Source organism: Paenibacillus sp. BGI2013, from assembly GCF_002843485.1.
GTDB lineage: Bacteria > Bacillota > Bacilli > Paenibacillales > Paenibacillaceae > Paenibacillus > Paenibacillus amylolyticus.
Genome location: NZ_PJFA01000004.1, coordinates 210,378 through 226,064 on the forward strand (window position 1 = coordinate 210,378; position 15,687 = coordinate 226,064).

The 15,687-nt window shown below is 42.5% G+C and carries 12 protein-coding genes and 1 pseudogene; 11 read left to right on the plus strand and 2 right to left on the minus strand.

The features are described 5' to 3' along the window. Window positions 1-235 precede the first annotated feature (235 nt). The 8 genes from CXK86_RS11970 (at window position 236) to CXK86_RS12005 (ending at window position 10,272) form a co-directional block, all read left to right on the plus strand. The gene (locus CXK86_RS11970) at window positions 236-1,816 is read left to right on the plus strand and encodes a histidine-type phosphatase (protein WP_101313781.1); all 1,581 of its coding nucleotides are present in this window, start codon (window positions 236-238) and stop codon (window positions 1,814-1,816) included. Between the two features lie 185 nt (window positions 1,817-2,001). Further along, the gene (locus CXK86_RS11975; RefSeq protein WP_036615805.1) at window positions 2,002-2,493 is read left to right on the plus strand and encodes an RNA polymerase sigma factor; all 492 of its coding nucleotides are present in this window, start codon (window positions 2,002-2,004) and stop codon (window positions 2,491-2,493) included. Beyond that, window positions 2,493-3,464 (plus strand): hypothetical protein, encoded by a 972-nt coding sequence (locus CXK86_RS11980; RefSeq protein ID WP_101313782.1) that lies wholly within the window; start codon window positions 2,493-2,495, stop codon window positions 3,462-3,464. Before CXK86_RS11975 ends, CXK86_RS11980 begins: the two co-directional genes overlap by 1 nt. 198 nt (window positions 3,465-3,662) lie before the next feature. Then, window positions 3,663-4,418 carry a carboxymuconolactone decarboxylase family protein gene (locus CXK86_RS11985; RefSeq protein ID WP_101313783.1) on the plus strand — a complete coding sequence of 252 codons (756 nt, stop codon included), beginning with the start codon at window positions 3,663-3,665 and terminating at the stop codon, window positions 4,416-4,418. 128 nt (window positions 4,419-4,546) lie between these two features. Next, entirely contained in the window at window positions 4,547-5,428 is an 882-nt protein-coding gene (locus CXK86_RS11990) for a LysR family transcriptional regulator (protein ID WP_101313784.1), read from the plus strand. Between the two features lie 178 nt (window positions 5,429-5,606). After that, window positions 5,607-7,496 carry a beta-glucoside-specific PTS transporter subunit IIABC gene (locus CXK86_RS11995; protein WP_101313785.1) on the plus strand — a complete coding sequence of 630 codons (1,890 nt, stop codon included), beginning with the start codon at window positions 5,607-5,609 and terminating at the stop codon, window positions 7,494-7,496. Between the two features lie 28 nt (window positions 7,497-7,524). Next, window positions 7,525-8,949: a 6-phospho-beta-glucosidase gene (locus CXK86_RS12000; RefSeq protein ID WP_101313786.1), complete on the plus strand. Its 1,425-nt coding sequence runs from the start codon at window positions 7,525-7,527 to the stop codon at window positions 8,947-8,949. A gap of 18 nt (window positions 8,950-8,967) precedes the next feature. Continuing rightward, the gene (locus CXK86_RS12005) at window positions 8,968-10,272 is read left to right on the plus strand and encodes an MFS transporter (protein ID WP_218973869.1); all 1,305 of its coding nucleotides are present in this window, start codon (window positions 8,968-8,970) and stop codon (window positions 10,270-10,272) included. Between the two features lie 59 nt (window positions 10,273-10,331). Here the strand turns inward: CXK86_RS12005 and CXK86_RS12010 are convergent. Further along, window positions 10,332-10,502 (minus strand): annotated as a pseudogene (locus CXK86_RS12010) (GNAT family N-acetyltransferase); the annotation flags it as partial. A 20-nt stretch (window positions 10,503-10,522) separates the two neighbouring features. Further along, window positions 10,523-11,404, minus strand: coding sequence for a LysR family transcriptional regulator (locus tag CXK86_RS12015; protein WP_101313787.1), 882 nt, complete (start codon window positions 11,402-11,404; stop codon window positions 10,523-10,525). Between the two features lie 109 nt (window positions 11,405-11,513). On the opposite strand from CXK86_RS12015, the gene CXK86_RS12020 reads away from it, so the two are divergent. From CXK86_RS12020 to CXK86_RS12030, 3 genes are all read left to right on the plus strand, one after another. Continuing rightward, complete coding sequence (locus CXK86_RS12020) at window positions 11,514-12,908, plus strand: MFS transporter (RefSeq protein WP_101313788.1); 1,395 nt, start codon at window positions 11,514-11,516, stop codon at window positions 12,906-12,908. Window positions 12,909-13,307: 399 nt separating this feature from the next. Next, on the plus strand, window positions 13,308-14,672 hold the full coding sequence (locus CXK86_RS12025; protein WP_036615789.1) for a cytochrome ubiquinol oxidase subunit I: 1,365 nt from the start codon (window positions 13,308-13,310) through the stop codon (window positions 14,670-14,672). Continuing rightward, window positions 14,672-15,685 carry a cytochrome d ubiquinol oxidase subunit II gene (locus CXK86_RS12030; RefSeq protein ID WP_179086461.1) on the plus strand — a complete coding sequence of 338 codons (1,014 nt, stop codon included), beginning with the start codon at window positions 14,672-14,674 and terminating at the stop codon, window positions 15,683-15,685. The genes CXK86_RS12025 and CXK86_RS12030 overlap by 1 nt, the downstream gene beginning before the upstream one ends. The last annotated feature ends 2 nt before the right edge of the window (window positions 15,686-15,687 follow it).

Here is a 15,687-nt window from a genome sequence, read left to right on the forward strand (position 1 = left end):
GGGCAAATAGCAATTATCTTTTTATTGTATGGCAGAGAAGATAGCTTTTTATAATGAAAAGTCAGAGTCGCTAAGGAGCGGCTCTTTTTGTCGTATGAGACTTTACGTCAATATTTATATGTACTCTTTTACAATTAATTAACATAGGATGGATACGGCGCAGACACTTCTCACCTATAGTATGATGAGCGAAAATAAACCAATATCAGGCGGAATAAGGAGAAAACTATTCATTATGATGATCAGAAAAATCGTAATTTCAGTAGCATCACTCGCCATCTTAACGTCTGTAAGTGTGTTTGACGTATATGGCGCAGGCTCCAAACGCATGATCGAAGTTTCTGAACAATCGGCTAATGTTGTTGTAAACGGTCAAAGGGTGGAAGGCGAATCATTTCTCTACAATGGGGTCACTTATGTACCTGCAAGAGCGATTGGTGAAGCCTTGGGGCAAGAGGTAGACTGGGATAACAACACCCAATCGGTGTTTGTTGGACAAAAAATGAGCGATCAGCAGGGGTACCGCGGTACCAAAACGCCATATCCTTTTAAGGAAACAAGTTATACAAAAGCTCCTATTGGATATGAACCCATATTTATTAACTACATAGGGAGACATGGTTCCAGACATCTATCCAGTTCCAAGTACGACAAGACGTTATTTGAACTGCTCGACATCGCTGAAAAGGACGGGCAGATCACTAATCTGGGCAAAGAGCTGAAGAAGGAAATTGGCAATCTGATGAAGGTTGAAAAAGATCATTATGGATTGTTATCCACTACGGGTGGAGAAGAACTGAAAGGAATAGGGGCCAGAGTTGGGCAGAATTTCAAAGAACTCTTTACATCGGATAAAAAAGTGATTGCACAAGCAACCTTCAAAGATCGAACGCCGCAGAGCAGAGATCAGTTTATTGACGGGTTAAAGGAAAGCTTGGGAGATAACAAGGTAGACATTCTGGCTTCAGCTTTTGAAGAAGGGAAAGACCCCTATCTACGGCCCTACGACTTGGCTACGAAGTATAACGAGTACGTAGAAGATGGAGACTGGGTTAAGTTATACGAGGATTATGTCACACAGAGCACTGGAACGCGTTATGCAAAAGAGGTCCTTCTGCAATTTTTCTCTGATGACTTCTATCAACGGCTGAACGCTGGAGAGTTTGAACTGAAAGATGAGAAGGGAAAAGTGAAGCTCAGCAACCCAACCGAGGCTGCTTCTAATCTATATGAACTCTACATCATATCTTCGAATATTAAAGGAGAAGGTGACTTCGAATTCGGGCGGTATTTCACGGCTAATCAGTTGAGATGGTACGAGAGCATTGACAATATCAATGACTTTTATGAAAAAGGTCCATCTTTAACGTCAACGGATCTGCCGCAAAATATCATTTCACCTCTGGTCAAAGAGTTGATCGTGTCTACCGAACAGTCCATTCAGCAGAAAGACACGGCTGGTATATTTCGTTTTGCTCACGCAGAAACAATTATTCCACTATCTTCATTCCTGGATATCGCCGGAGCTAATGTGAGTATCGACAAACCGCAGGACGTGACCCAAAACTGGAATGGCTCGGTTATCTCACCAATGGGAGCAAATATTCAATGGATTCTGTATTCCAATGGTAAGGATGTTCTCGTGAAAATGCTTAGAAATGAAGAAGAGATCGCCTTCCCGATCGAAACAAAGACCTATCCATACTATAAGTGGGAAGATGTAAAAGCATATTACCAAAACAAACTGCAGAAGGTAGGCGTAAGCTTGGACAGCAGTTTGGAAGACAATATCGAGCTTTTACAGAAGAAATTCTAATCGGTGAAACGATATGCATTTTATATGAAAATAAAGACGAAGATGAAGAAAGCAACTCCTTTTCATGGAGCTGCTTTCTTTTTTTGCATTTTGAATGAAATGGACCAGTAAAAAAATCCTAAAACAAAATGTGACCAAATGCCGTCCGTAAGAGTGTTAGAGGTATAAAGGAGGGCATAACAACCATGCAGCGATCAGTGCCCCAGCTGGGCGATCATGTGATGAAAGTCTATGAGACATACGCGGATACGCTGTTCCGGATTGCCATGGTGCACCTCGGCAGACGAGAAGACGCGGAGGAAGCCACTCAGGATACCTTCATCAAACTAATAGAAAAAGCCCCTACGTTCAACGATGCGGAGCATCAAAAAGCATGGTTGATTCGGGTCATCACCAATCATTGCAAATCCTTATTAGGCAGAGGCTGGCGCAAACGGGAGGTCAAGCTGGAGGGAGTCGATCCTCTTACAACAGACAACCCTGAAGATCACGCGCTGATCGAACTTGTGCTGTCACTGCCCGTCAAGTATAGATCGGTGGTTCATCTGTATTATTACGAAGATTATCCGATCCGAGAAATCAGCGAGATCCTGGAGATTAGCGAATCAGCAGTGAAAATGAGATTGAAACGAGGAAGACAGCTGTTAAAACTGGAGCTGGAAGGAGAGGAACTGTAATGAACGAAGAACAATTCAAACAAAACTACAAGAAAGCGGTGGATCATATGAAAACAAACGAGCAAATGAAAAAACGGGTAGAGCAATCCTTAAACACGCAACATCAGGGACCAAAACGTCAACGTAAACCACTATACATTGCAGCAAGTGTTGTTATCGCTGCCAGCATTGGATTGGCTGCGCCAAGTGTATGGCAACAATTCAATGGACCAGCCGCACCAACACCACAGGTGGCAGCGGTGACTCCAGGAGCATCGTTTGATCCGATCGTGATTCCGAAGATGGAGTTGCCGAGTTCACAGGGCAAAGGCGCGATGGCTGATATGATGCAACTGGTTGTATATGGAGGAAGCGTATATACACAGTCCCCAACATTGCTTGAAGGTGCAAATGCACTCAGCCTGCGGGGGGATAAACTGGGTACCACCACTGGCGGCATTGATGAGCTGAGCGGCCAGGATAAATATACGGAGCTTGCTTCCAACATTGGCGAAGCTGACATCTATGCTGTTAATGGCTACGATAAGGACTTCCGCATCATGTCCTACACCGAGATCGATGGTCAGGTGTATGCTCAGTTATTCGACAAGAACAACGGGATCACCATTGGTACTGGTGCCGACCTGATCGGCAAGCTTCATCTCGAAGGCAACATCGCCTCGGCGCAATGGGAGACGTTTAACAGCTGGAATAATGGATTGCAGCAGCTTCAACCGTTAGCAGCGGATGAATCACTGGAAAGCTTCATCTCATCGCTAAATGCTGCCAAACCAATCGCAACGAGCCCAGAGTTGGAAGAGAACCTCTACGGCAAGGAAGATCGCAAGATCATCTATCTCACGCTGGAAGATAAAACGCAGGTCCCACTGGTTCTATTCGGTGAAGGTCTGGTGCGTTATGGTAATGTTCCGGCATTCCTGGAAGTGGAGAAAGGCGCGTTCCAATCATTCTGGAACAGCTTGGGCGAGTAAGGTGAAGACAGTAATATGGCTGCACCAAGAAGAGCGAACAGGGCACGCAAGTGCTTTGTTCGCTTTTTTCATCAACAAACAATCATTTGATAGGATTAGGCAATAAAATGATATGAATAGGATATGGATTCTTTCCTCTTTCAATATAAAATGGGTACACCTAGTTTTAACTAAAAAGAAACAGGAGGTTAGATGAATATGAATCGAATCGAAAAGAGCCAGGAAACATATAAAAGGCTATTCGGCGAGGGAGTTCCAGCGGCATATGCTACAGATCCTGAATTTCAGGACATATTAAGTCGCTTCATATTTGGTGAAATTTTTGATCAAGGTACTCTTGACGATAAGCAACGAGAGCTTATTACTTTGGTCGTACTGGCTACTAATCAAACGTTGCCACAGCTCAAAGCACATACTCGTGCAGCGCTAAATGTTGGGTTGACTCCAACGGAGATCCAAGAAGCAATCTATCAATGCGCACCTTATTTGGGATTCCCCAAAACCTTAAATGCCATATCGGAAATGAATGAAGTGTTCAAAGAGCGAAATGTTGCACTGCCTCTTGAAAGTCAAAAACGGGTTGAAGAAGATAATCGCTTTGACAAAGGACTTGGTATTCAAAAAGAGCTTTTTGGCGATATTATTGAGAAAAACCGGGAAAATGCCCCGTCAAATCAGAAGCATATACAGGACTATCTTTCAGCATTTTGTTTTGGAGACTTCTATACCCGTGGTGGTCTGGATCTGAAAACACGAGAGCTGCTTACTCTTTGTATACTAAGTGCACTCGGAGGTGCGGATAGTCAAGTCAAAGCACATGTTCAGGGTAACATCAATGTTGGCAATAATAAAGAAACCATGATCACCGCTCTAACTCACTGCCTTCCCTACATGGGATTTCCTAGAACACTAAATGCTTTAGCCTGCGTTAATGAAATCATTCCAGAGAAATAATCTTCTTTATTTGAAACAACAGACAGTTGATTATCCCAATCAACTGTCTTCTTCTGGTTAACAGGAAGGTATAGTAAAGAAATGAATGATTCAGTAGACACTTAAATGAACGTAAATCAGGAGGAATTATGGAGTTAAGAGTACTTCGATATTTTTTGACAGTAGCTCGAGTAGAAAATATCACACATGCTGCAACGATCTTACATGTGACACAGCCAACGTTAAGCAGACAGTTGGCTGATCTGGAAAAAAATTTAGAAACTCAATTGTTTATACGCGGGAAAAGTAAAATAACACTGACAGATGCAGGCATGCTTTTACGTCAAAGAGCAGAAGAAATTCTCACACTTGCGGATAAAACAGAGAAAGAGTTTAAAGATCAGAACAACCTGGTTGGAGGAACCATATCGATCGGGAGTGTTGAATCATTAACGTCCAATGTTATTTTACAATTATTAAAAGACTTCAATATGGAGTATCCGCAGGTTAAATATCACATCTATAGTGGAACGGGGGATGATATAAAGGAGCGAATCGATAAAGGACTGCTCGATGTGGGCATTTTGTTAGAGCCCATTAACATTGAGAAATACGATTTCATCAGACTGCCCCAGAAGGAGCGCTGGGGAGTCCTTATGAAGACCTCATCACCTCTTGCACAAAAAGAATATGTCACTTCAACCGATTTAGCCGGAGTGCCTCTGCTCATATCCAGCCGATCTGTCGTACAGAATGAGATTGCAAGCTGGTTTGCCGATGAGTATGCACATTTAAACTTCGTTGCGACCTATAATTTAATATCTAACATACTTAACCTCGTAGAGGAGGGGTTAGGGACGGCCATCTGTATTGAGGGTGCGCTTGCAATGAAGCAGTCTGACACATTATGCTTCAGACCTTTTCAACCGGAACTTCAGTTTCCAACAGTGATTGTCTGGAAAAAACATAAGGTATTCAGTCAAACGGAGGTACGTTTTTTGGAACATATCAGGCATGCCTTTCAGGCATAATAAAGTATGAATTATAGGTATTGGCTATAGCTGTTTATCAGATGATATTTTAAAGGTGTAATGAATGCAGCCTTTATGTATTTCAGATAAATAGCTTTTTTTATTGCAAAGAGAAGTTATTTAGAGCGCTTTTGGTCTCATTCATTTAGATGGCAACAACAAGAGGGGGCATTATTGGATGAGCAAGAAATACGAGAAGTTGGCTCAAGATATTGTAGAGAAAGTGGGCGGTAGTGAGAATGTATCCACTCTGACTCACTGTATGACTAGGCTTAGATTTGCACTGAATGATACTAATAAAGCAGATCAAAAAGCGCTTAAATCGTTTGACGGTGTTATTGATGCGGTTGAGAGCGGCGGACAATTTCAAGTCGTCATCGGCACACATGTTGAAGACGTTTACAAAGAAGTGATCAAGCATCTTCAACCTAACGCGAGTTCATCGGGTGAACCAACTCAAGCTAGAAAAGTTAGTATTTTGGGGAAATTAATCGATTTCGTCTCGGGGACATTTAGTCCGATTGTCCCTGCTATAGCTGGGGCTGGTATGATCAAGGCATTACTCGCTCTACTTATTTTGTTCAACTGGATTTCAAAAGATTCCCAAACCTACTATGTCGTAAGTCTTATGTCAGATGCTATTTTCTACTTTTTACCATTCTTGTTGGCGTTTTCAGCCGCAAACAAACTAAAATGCAGTCCCGTCTTAGCACTCGTTTTAGCCGGTGTTTTACTCCATCCCAACTTGACACAATTGCGTTTGGATGGGTCTGACGTGAGTGTTTTTGGAATCCCGCTAACTCTTGTATCTTATAGTTCTTCTGTAGTTCCAATTCTCTTAATCGTTTGGTCACAATCATATATTGAATCGTTGTTTAAAAGGATCATTCCGAATGCAGTGAAAGTTATTTTTGTTCCCATGTGCACTATTTTAGTAACGGGAATTTTGGCTTTAACCGTATTGGGACCACTGGGGTCATTTTTTGGAACCTATTTAGCGATGGGTTTTGAATTCCTGGGTGCACATGGTAGCTGGCTGGTTATTTTCCTGGTAGCAACCTTCTGGCCAATACTGGTTATGTTTGGACTGCACCATAATATTGTTCCTCTATCCATTGCTCAAATCACCACATCAGGTTATGAGAATATCCTCGGTCCTGGAGCGATGATCAATTGTATAGGTCAAGGTGTTGCGGCATTAGTTGTAGGGATGAGAACCAAGGATAAAGCATTAAAACAAATTTCTGCTTCCAGTGGGATCACCGCGTTGATGGGAATCACGGAACCAGCTCTTTACGGCGTAAATTTACCGAAGAGATACCCACTTGTCGCGGGTATGATTGGAGCTGCCAGTGGGGGACTCTTTGCAGGGCTAATGGATGTTTCTCGTTACGCAACAGGCGCTTCAGGAATCCCGGCGATTCCTCTGTACATTGGTGAAAATATCTGGAATCTATATAACATTTTGATCGCACTTGTTATAACAACTGTCGTAACTGCTGTACTTACCTATTTGCTCAGTTTGAAATATGAAAAAGATGCACCTTCACAGAACACTGTTTCAAATGCGAACGAAGGGAGTGGGGTTGCGGATGAAGTCATTACAATTAAAGATTCTGTTATTGCAACGCCACTTAAAGGTCAGCTTATTCAACTTCAGGATGTACAAGATGCAGCGTTTGCATCAGAGGCAATGGGTAAAGGAATTGCTATTGAACCTAGCGAGGGGAAAGTCATTGCTCCATTTGATGGCATGATTGTATCTCTATTTCCTAAGAAACATGCTATTGGACTATTATCCGATGAAGGAGTCGAAATTCTTATTCATGTCGGCTTAAATACGGTAAAGCTGAACGGAAAATATTTTGAAGCGTTCGTTGAAGAAGGTCAGAGAATTACAAAAGGACAGACCTTGCTGACTTTTGATCTGGACAAAATCAGACAAGAAGGATATGTCACTCAAACGCCCGTTATTGTAACCAATTCGTATAGTTACTCGGATGTGATCGCAGAGACTAGTCCCAAAAATATTGATTTTAACAATACATTGTTGGTTGTCAAAGCTTAACAAAACTACAGGTTAGGAGTGTGTTTTAATGACTTTAAGAAAAGACTTTTTGTGGGGTGGGGCAGTTGCTGCTAACCAATGTGAAGGTGGATATGCAGAAGGCAACAAGGGGCTATCCACAGTTGATGTAATCCCGGCAGGGAAAGATCGTGTTCCTGTCATGCGAGGACAGTTAAAAATGTTGGAGTGTGATCAAGAACATTTTTATCCGAGTCATGAGGCTATTGATTTTTATCATCGGTATAAAGAAGACATTGCTTTATTTGCAGAGATGGGCTTTACGTGTTTCCGTTTATCTTTGGCATGGACTCGGATCTACCCTAATGGAGATGACGAGTTACCCAACGAAGAGGGTTTGAAATTCTATGAAAATGTATTTGACGAATGTTTGAAGTATGGCATTGAGCCGTTAGTCACCATTACCCATTTTGATGTCCCTATTCATTTGGTGAAAACTATTGGATCGTGGAGAAGTCGAAAAATGGTGGATTATTATGAGAGACTGTGTGAAACGATCTTCACCCGTTATAAAGATAAAGTGAAGTATTGGCTTACCTTTAATGAAATTAACATGCTGTTGCATCTACCTTTTGGCAGCTCTGGCCTAGTGTTTGAAGAAAGTGAGAATGAGGATGCTGTGAAGTATCAGGCGGCTCATCATCAATTGATCGCAAGTGCAAAAGCAACTGAAATTGCGCGTAGAATTAACCCGGAAATTAAGATTGGCTGTATGTTAGCAGGTGCCAACACTTATCCGTATACATGTGCACCAGATGATGTCTGGAAAGCCATGACAAGAGATCGCGAGCACTACTTCTTCGTCGATGTACAATCCCGAGGAGAATACCCAAACTATGCCAAGAAAATGTTAGAACGAATGAATATTCATTTAGCCATGGAAGACGGGGACGAGGAATGTTTGAAAAATAATACGGTTGATTTCGTTTCGTTCAGTTATTATGGTTCACGATTAACCAGTGCAGACCCGGAAGTAAACACACAAACGGCAGCTAACCTGTTTCCAACACTGCGCAATCCTCATTTGAAAACGAGTGAATGGGGATGGCAAATCGATCCTGAAGGTCTAAGAATTACAATGAATTCCTTGTATGACCGATATCAAAAGCCACTATTCATCGTTGAAAATGGCTTAGGAGCGATAGATACTCCTGATGAGACGGGATATATTGCGGATGATTATAGAATCGAGTATCTGCGTCAACACATCCAAGCTTTCATAACAGCAGTGGAAGAAGATGGCGTAGAGTTGTTGGGTTACACGTCCTGGGGTTGCATTGATCTAGTAAGCTCAAGTTCTGGAGAGATGAGTAAACGATACGGTTTCATACATGTCGACAAAGATGACGCTGGAAATGGTACGTTGAAACGCAGCAAGAAAAAATCCTTTGAATGGTTCAAAAAAGTTATTCAAAGTAACGGCAAAGAACTCTAATCGACAGAGCAGTAACGTATGAAGTCATCGACTTATGCGTTACTGCTTTATCCATTTATCGCAGCATTAAGGCTAACTATCGGCCATATGGAGCAAAAACAAACAGTTAGGAGTTGGTTTTTTATAATATCCATGGAGAAGCTTAGAACATATTCGTTATTGTCCGTTGCGTTATTAATTTCTTCAGGTCCAGTGATTGCCGCTAACATTCCTGCAATAACCAATGATTTTCCAGAGATATCGGTAACACACGTAGGATTATTAACAACCATACCTTCATTATTTGTCATTCTTGGTGTGTTAATTGCTAATCGACTTGAACTTCTTATTGGGAAGAAAGCAACTATACTAACTGGATTAGGGCTTGTTCTCATTGCGGGAGTATTCCCTGCATTGTATCATGACCTCTTTTCGTTGCTGTTCATTTCTCGCTGTTTGTTTGGGTTAGGTGTAGGTTTATTTAACCGGCTCATCATTCAGATGATCAGTGATATGTATCATAAGAATCCAGCTAAACAAGCAACCGTAATTGGCTTAGAAAGTGCCTTTGAGGGATTAGGAGGCATTTGTCTAACACTACTCGTTGGTCAACTATTGAAAATGGGCTGGCACACATCATTTTATGTCTACGCCCTGGCACTTCCTATTTTCATTGCATTCCTGATTTTCGTTCCTTCTGATAAAAAAGAGCTTAATATAAGAGAAGAGGTCACCACGAATCCAAGCCACACAAATAATAAAAAAGCCCTTCAAGTCATGATTGGCTATGGTCTCTTATTATTTGTAATAGTAGCTATTTTCATCAATTATAATTTACAGATTACTCCTTTGATTTTGGAAAAAAATATCGGAACTGCGACAAATGGAAGCAACATGATTGCATTTATAGGTTTGGGAGCTTTTGTTGCCGGCTTTTCTTTTGGGAAAGTATACAAAACACTCGGTAACTATATTGTTCCATTATCGATTCTGTTACTTGGAAGCTCGATGTTCGTTACGACGATCTCGCAAAGTATCATGCTTACTACCGTGTGCTCAATGATCATCGGGTTTTCATTCCGCTGTATAATGCCCTATTTATTGCATACTTTTGCACAACAAATCGCCAAAATGGCAAAGCTGGGTACGACCATTGTTCTGATCGCGTATAACTTGGGAGCCACACTTTCACCGTATGAAGGAAGGTTAATTACGCAATTATTACGACTAGATACAGTGCAATCATTAGTCTCAAGTAATGCAATAATCCTATTATCGATTTCAGCAGTTAGTTTGGGAGTAGTAACCCTTCATCGCAAAAAGAAGAATATTCAACAAACATAGAAAACAGGGAACTTCTTGATATGGAGTTCCCTTGTTTTAGAATGAGTTGTATGAACCGTTTAATTATAATTTTTGTAATACACCAAGTGATCGGTCCATTCATTATTTTCGTGTATAAACCCTTTACGTAGACATTCAAATTCCATACCAACACTCTCTGCCAGTTTCATGGAAGGGGTGTTATCCACATTGATATGAGCCTCTATGCGGTGGAATTTCAGATGTTCGAATGGACTCCTCTGGACTGAATTTATGCTCGTGGCATAGCATTGAAATAGTCCATAACTACGCTGCGAAACTCTAAAGCGGCTTTGGAAATATACCTGTTTTTGTGCGAAAGTAGAGCGATTTCCCGAACGAGCTGGTGTTCCTCTACCTGAAGATATTTAATGCGCTCGTGCGGGTTTCTGGCTGTGCTAGGTATAAAAGCGAGACCGATCTCCGCCTCCACAAGGGCTGTTAATCTTGCAGGCTCATCCCCTTCATATACATACTTCGGTAGGAAACCAGCGGATTGACATACGGAATCCACCATATCACGAACCCCATACCCTTGCTTCACCCCAACAAACCACTCGTCCTTAAGCTCTGTCAATTGAATGCTGCTTCGGTCTGCATATCGATGACCCATAGGAACAGCGACTACAATCGGATCGTCATATAGTATCTGACATTCGATATCGTCACCTTCAATCGGAGGGGAGGAGAGACAAAAGTCCACCTCGCCCCGATGCAGAAGTCTGGACATGTTTTCTAACGAAACCATTAGCACATGGAACTGAATATCCGGCTTGTTTTTCCGGAATTCCCGCAGTATACCTGGCAATGTGCTCGCCGTAGTCACCGCCAATTGCAGTGTACCCTGATCCGGATTGGAGAGGTCAGCAATTTCCCGCTTTCCTTGTTCCAATTCAAATAAGGCTTTTTCAGTTCGCTGAAGAAATGTTCTTCCAAAGTCGTTTAGTCGCAGCTTTCTCCCGATTCGATCAAATAAAGGGACTCCAAGGTCGTCCTCTAATCGTTGTATCGTTTTGCTCAGGGAGGATTGCGTGACATGCAGCTTTCCCGCAGCTTCCGTAACATGCTCGCATCGGGCCACCGTCAGGAAATATTTTAGTTGAAGAAGCTCCATTTACACCATTCCTTCATTCCTTCTAGTTCATCAAATCATAACATACAATGCGTTGGAATATATGAATGATTTCAAGTAAGATGACAGCAGAAGAAGGAGAGGTGTACCATTGAACATTCAGAAAAAAGGATTGATGTTAGCTGTTGGGCTCGGAATCATGTTAAATCCGTTAAATTCCTCCATGATCTCTGTGGCTATCTCAAGATTACAACTCGTGTATCAGCTTGATTTTACAGCCGTTTCGTGGATTATTTTATCGTTTTACATTGCGAGTGCTGTTGCTCAACCCGTTGTGGGGAAGTGTAGTGATTTGTTTGGTCGAAGGAAGATCTTCCTTCTGGGTCTTGTTATTGTTTTCGTTTCATCCATGTTAGCTCCATGGTCTCCCAGCTTTTCGTGGCTAATCGTATTCCGGATCGTTCAATCGATTGGCACAAGTATGATGGTGGCCGTCGGAATGGCGATTTTAAGAATTAACGTGACTGACAAGCAAGCATCTGCCTTGTCCACCTTGGCGATATTCCTCTCCGGAGCAGCTGCAATTGGACCTTTTATTGGTGGGGTATTGATTCATTGGTGGGACTGGCACAGCATATTCTTCGTTAATATTCCGTTTGTCATGGCAAGCTTTTGGTTCGCCTGGAAAACAATCCCGAAGGACGATCAATCTCCGTCTATCTCTGGTCACATGTCCATTCGGCAATGGCTTGCGTTAATTGACGCACCAGGTATCCTGATGTTTACGGTAGCTTTGGTGACTCTGCTCATCGGTTTACTTTCAGTAAGTTCCACAGGAGATATTTCAACATGGCATCTGCTGACAGGGGGGATCGGGTTAATCGCACTCGTCATGTTCATCCGACATGAATTAAAAGCAGCCACGCCTTTTATCCCTCTGCGAACGTTTGCCTCATATCCCGAGATGACTTGGGTGAATGTGCAATACATGCTGGTGAACATCCTGTTTTACGCACTTTTTTTTGGAGTTCCTACGTATTTGAAGCAGGTACGTCATCTCAACGAAGTTCATACAGGAATGAGTATGCTAGCTTTGGGGTTATGTTCAGTCATTATTGCTCCAATCGCAGGGCGCTGGATTGACAGATCAGGATCACGGCCAGCTCTGATCGTATCCGCTTCTTTAATGACATTTGGCTCTATATTGATCGTTGTTATGAATGAAACTTCTCCAATCTTCATAATCATTGTTGCCTTAGCTTTATTTGGCATAAGTAACGGCCTAAACGCGGTCGGCATGCAAGCAGCACTGTTCAAAAGCACACCCAAAGAAATGATTGGAGTCGCATCGGGTATTTTTAATACATCACGCTATCTGGGGACCATCTTATCGTCGTTATTAATTGGGATTGTCATGGGAGATACATTTAATGTGACAGGATTTCAGATGCTTGGAATCATCCTTACGATATTAGCTGCATCAATGTTCATCATGAGCGTACGTCGCGAGGCAGGTGCGGTGAGTCCAGAGCAAGTAAGCAAGTAAAATAGAGAATCTGCCGTGCAATAACACGTTTACACCCAATGAATCAATAGCTCCATTGGGTGTATTTTTTGATTTTCACCAAGTTGTCAGAAAGAGTTGATCCTTTCTTGAACGTTTAGGGTAGAAGACGTGTCTTTGATTGAATTAGGTAAAAATAAAGATATAATAATTTTGATTAATAGGTTTCGTTAGTACTTTAAGTGCATCAATATCAGATTTTAATAGGCATCCAATGATTGTTATTATCGGGGGCCTACAGGAGTAAACGCATTATAGGTGTGGCAAGATATCGTCATACCTAACTTTGTGAAATTTTTCGCAATTCTGCATTGAGCTTGGCCAAATCTGATATTGAATGTTTCTAAATTGAACAGAGTTTGAAAGGAGGCAACACAAAGAATGGCTATTGATACGGTTTTATGGAGCAGGCTAGTGACTGGTTTGACGCTCGGGTTCCACGTGATTTTTGCAACGCTTGGTGTCGGCGTACCTTTGATGATTGCTATTGCAGAGTTCATCGGCATTCGGAAGAAGGATCACCATTACATACTTATGGCAAAGAGGTGGTCCAGAGGGTTTGTCATTTCTGTCGCGGTTGGTGTCGTGACAGGCACAGCGATCTCACTACAGTTGGCCTTGGTATGGCCGAATTTTATGAAGCTGGCCGGGAATGTCATTGCACTGCCACTATTTATGGAAGTATTTGCATTCTTTTTTGAAGCCATCTTCCTGGGAATTTACTTGTATACGTGGGATCGGTTCAAAAATCCGTATATCCACTGGTTGCTGACTATTCCGATTGTCGCCGGGGCAGGCATGTCAGCTGTTTTTATTACAACAGTGAACGGATTCATGAACCAGCCTGAAGGTTTTGTCATGGAAGCAGGTCAATTCATGGCAGTGAACCCCGTACAAGCGATGCTGAATACGGCGACCTTCTCCAAAGTATTCCACGTATTAAGCTCGGCTTATCTGACAGGAGCTGCCCTGTTGGCAGGAATAGCAGCCTTTGCGATGCTGAGAAAAGGGGTGTCGGCCTACCACAAAAAAGGCTTGAATCTCATGATGGCCGTTGTGCTGGTATTCAGTTTATTAAATTCCTTAGCTGGAGATGTGTCTGCCAAATTTTTGGCTGAGCATCAGCCGGAGAAGCTCGCAGCTGCCGAGTGGCATTTCGAGACGGAAAGCGGCGCGGATTTGATTTTTTTGGGATGGCTGAATGCAGAACATGAAATTATAGGCGCTCTTCATTTGCCGAAACTGCTCAGTTTCCTTGCCTTTGGAGACTTTAACGCCGAGGTAACCGGGCTGAACGAATTTCCACCAGATGAACACCCGCCCTTACTTGTTCATTATTTGTTTGATCTAATGGCTGGTATTGGATTCGCTCTGCTTGCTATATCAAGTCTGTACTTCCTGTTTGTATTCTGGAAGAAACGTAATCAGTTTAACAAGTGGATGCTTCGTATGGTTGCACTGAGTGCACCGCTTGCTTTTCTGGCCGTTGAGATGGGTTGGTTCTATGCAGAGATCGGGCGGCAGCCATGGATCATCCGAGGTTATATGCGGGTAGAAGAGGCCGCTACTTCTTCACCGAGTGTGAGAATTTTATTTTTCGTCTTCTTGCTTCTCTACATCCTGCTAGGCGTTATGTGTGTCGTCGTACTGAGACGGTTGTTCAATAACAATCCTGCTGAACTCGAGATGGAGAAATGGTTGAAGGAGAAGCATGATCAATCAGCCAAGAAAGGGGATCAGGCCTGATGAGTTATGAATTAATTGGTATTTCGGTACTCTGGCTGTTCTTGTACGGCTATCTTATTGTAGCTTCCATTGATTTTGGAGCAGGTTTCTTTGCCTTCTATGCACGCCTGACAAAGCAGGATCATCTGATTAATCGTCTGATCTCCCGTTATCTATCACCTGTCTGGGAGATCACCAATGTATTTTTTGTCTTTTTCTATATTGGTATCGTCGGATTTTTCCCGGACACGGCCTATTATTATGGCTCCGCGCTACTTGTTCCAGGAAGTATTGCCGTCATTCTACTTGCCATTCGTGGGTCGTTCTATGCTTTCGAAAATTATGGTTCCAAAAAAAGTATCGTGTATTTGTTCTTATATGGAGCTACAGGGTTGCTTATTCCAGCGTCATTGTCAGTGGCACTGACCCTGTCTGAAGGTGGCTTTATTTTGAAGCAGGGAGATACCGTTTCCCTGGATTACTGGGCACTATTTACGAATCCATTATCGTGGAGCATCGTTGGACTGGCGATCGTGTCCGTATTGTTCATTAGTGGGTCATTTCTCACATTTTACGCTTCTCGGGCAGAGGATCATTCGGCATTGAAGCTCATGCGGAACTATGCTTTGTTCTGGAGCACACCGACCATTATTCTCGCGCTGACTGCATTTATATATTTGGGTCAACACAATGAGCGTCATTTTCAAAATATGATGGATTTATGGTGGCTGCTGGCGCTTTCCGTTGCGTTTTTCATGATTGCCATGTGGCTGTTGTATAACGGACGCCGTTATGGTTTAGCTTTTATATGCATCATGCTGCAATTTCTCACAGCCTTTTTTGCTTACGGGATTGGGCAATATCCTTACATTCTCGATCCATACATCACCATTCAGAGTAGCGCCACATCACCTGCAATGGGCTTTGCACTCGTCGTTGTGTTTATCGGTGGTCTGTGCTTGTTAATTCCTTCTCTAATCCTGGTCTTCAAACTGTTCCTGTTTGATGCGGATTATGTGAAAGGGAAAAAATAAAG

What these genes read in the sequence shown, in the direction of transcription:
- CXK86_RS11995 (WP_101313785.1), top strand. Translation starts at nt 5,607, where the DNA reads ATGAGCAAGAAATACGAGAAGTTGGCTCAAGATATTGTAGAGAAAGTG.
- CXK86_RS12000 (WP_101313786.1), top strand. Translation starts at nt 7,525, where the DNA reads ATGACTTTAAGAAAAGACTTTTTGTGGGGTGGGGCAGTTGCTGCTAAC.
- CXK86_RS11975 (WP_036615805.1), top strand. Translation starts at nt 2,002, where the DNA reads ATGCAGCGATCAGTGCCCCAGCTGGGCGATCATGTGATGAAAGTCTAT.
- CXK86_RS12030 (WP_179086461.1), top strand. Translation starts at nt 14,672, where the DNA reads ATGAGTTATGAATTAATTGGTATTTCGGTACTCTGGCTGTTCTTGTAC.
- CXK86_RS11970 (WP_101313781.1), top strand. Translation starts at nt 236, where the DNA reads ATGATGATCAGAAAAATCGTAATTTCAGTAGCATCACTCGCCATCTTA.
- CXK86_RS12025 (WP_036615789.1), top strand. Translation starts at nt 13,308, where the DNA reads ATGGCTATTGATACGGTTTTATGGAGCAGGCTAGTGACTGGTTTGACG.
- CXK86_RS11980 (WP_101313782.1), top strand. Translation starts at nt 2,493, where the DNA reads ATGAACGAAGAACAATTCAAACAAAACTACAAGAAAGCGGTGGATCAT.
- CXK86_RS11985 (WP_101313783.1), top strand. Translation starts at nt 3,663, where the DNA reads ATGAATCGAATCGAAAAGAGCCAGGAAACATATAAAAGGCTATTCGGC.
- CXK86_RS12015 (WP_101313787.1), bottom strand. Translation starts at nt 11,404, where the DNA reads ATGGAGCTTCTTCAACTAAAATATTTCCTGACGGTGGCCCGATGCGAG.
- CXK86_RS12005 (WP_218973869.1), top strand. Translation starts at nt 8,968, where the DNA reads ATGAAGTCATCGACTTATGCGTTACTGCTTTATCCATTTATCGCAGCA.
- CXK86_RS11990 (WP_101313784.1), top strand. Translation starts at nt 4,547, where the DNA reads ATGGAGTTAAGAGTACTTCGATATTTTTTGACAGTAGCTCGAGTAGAA.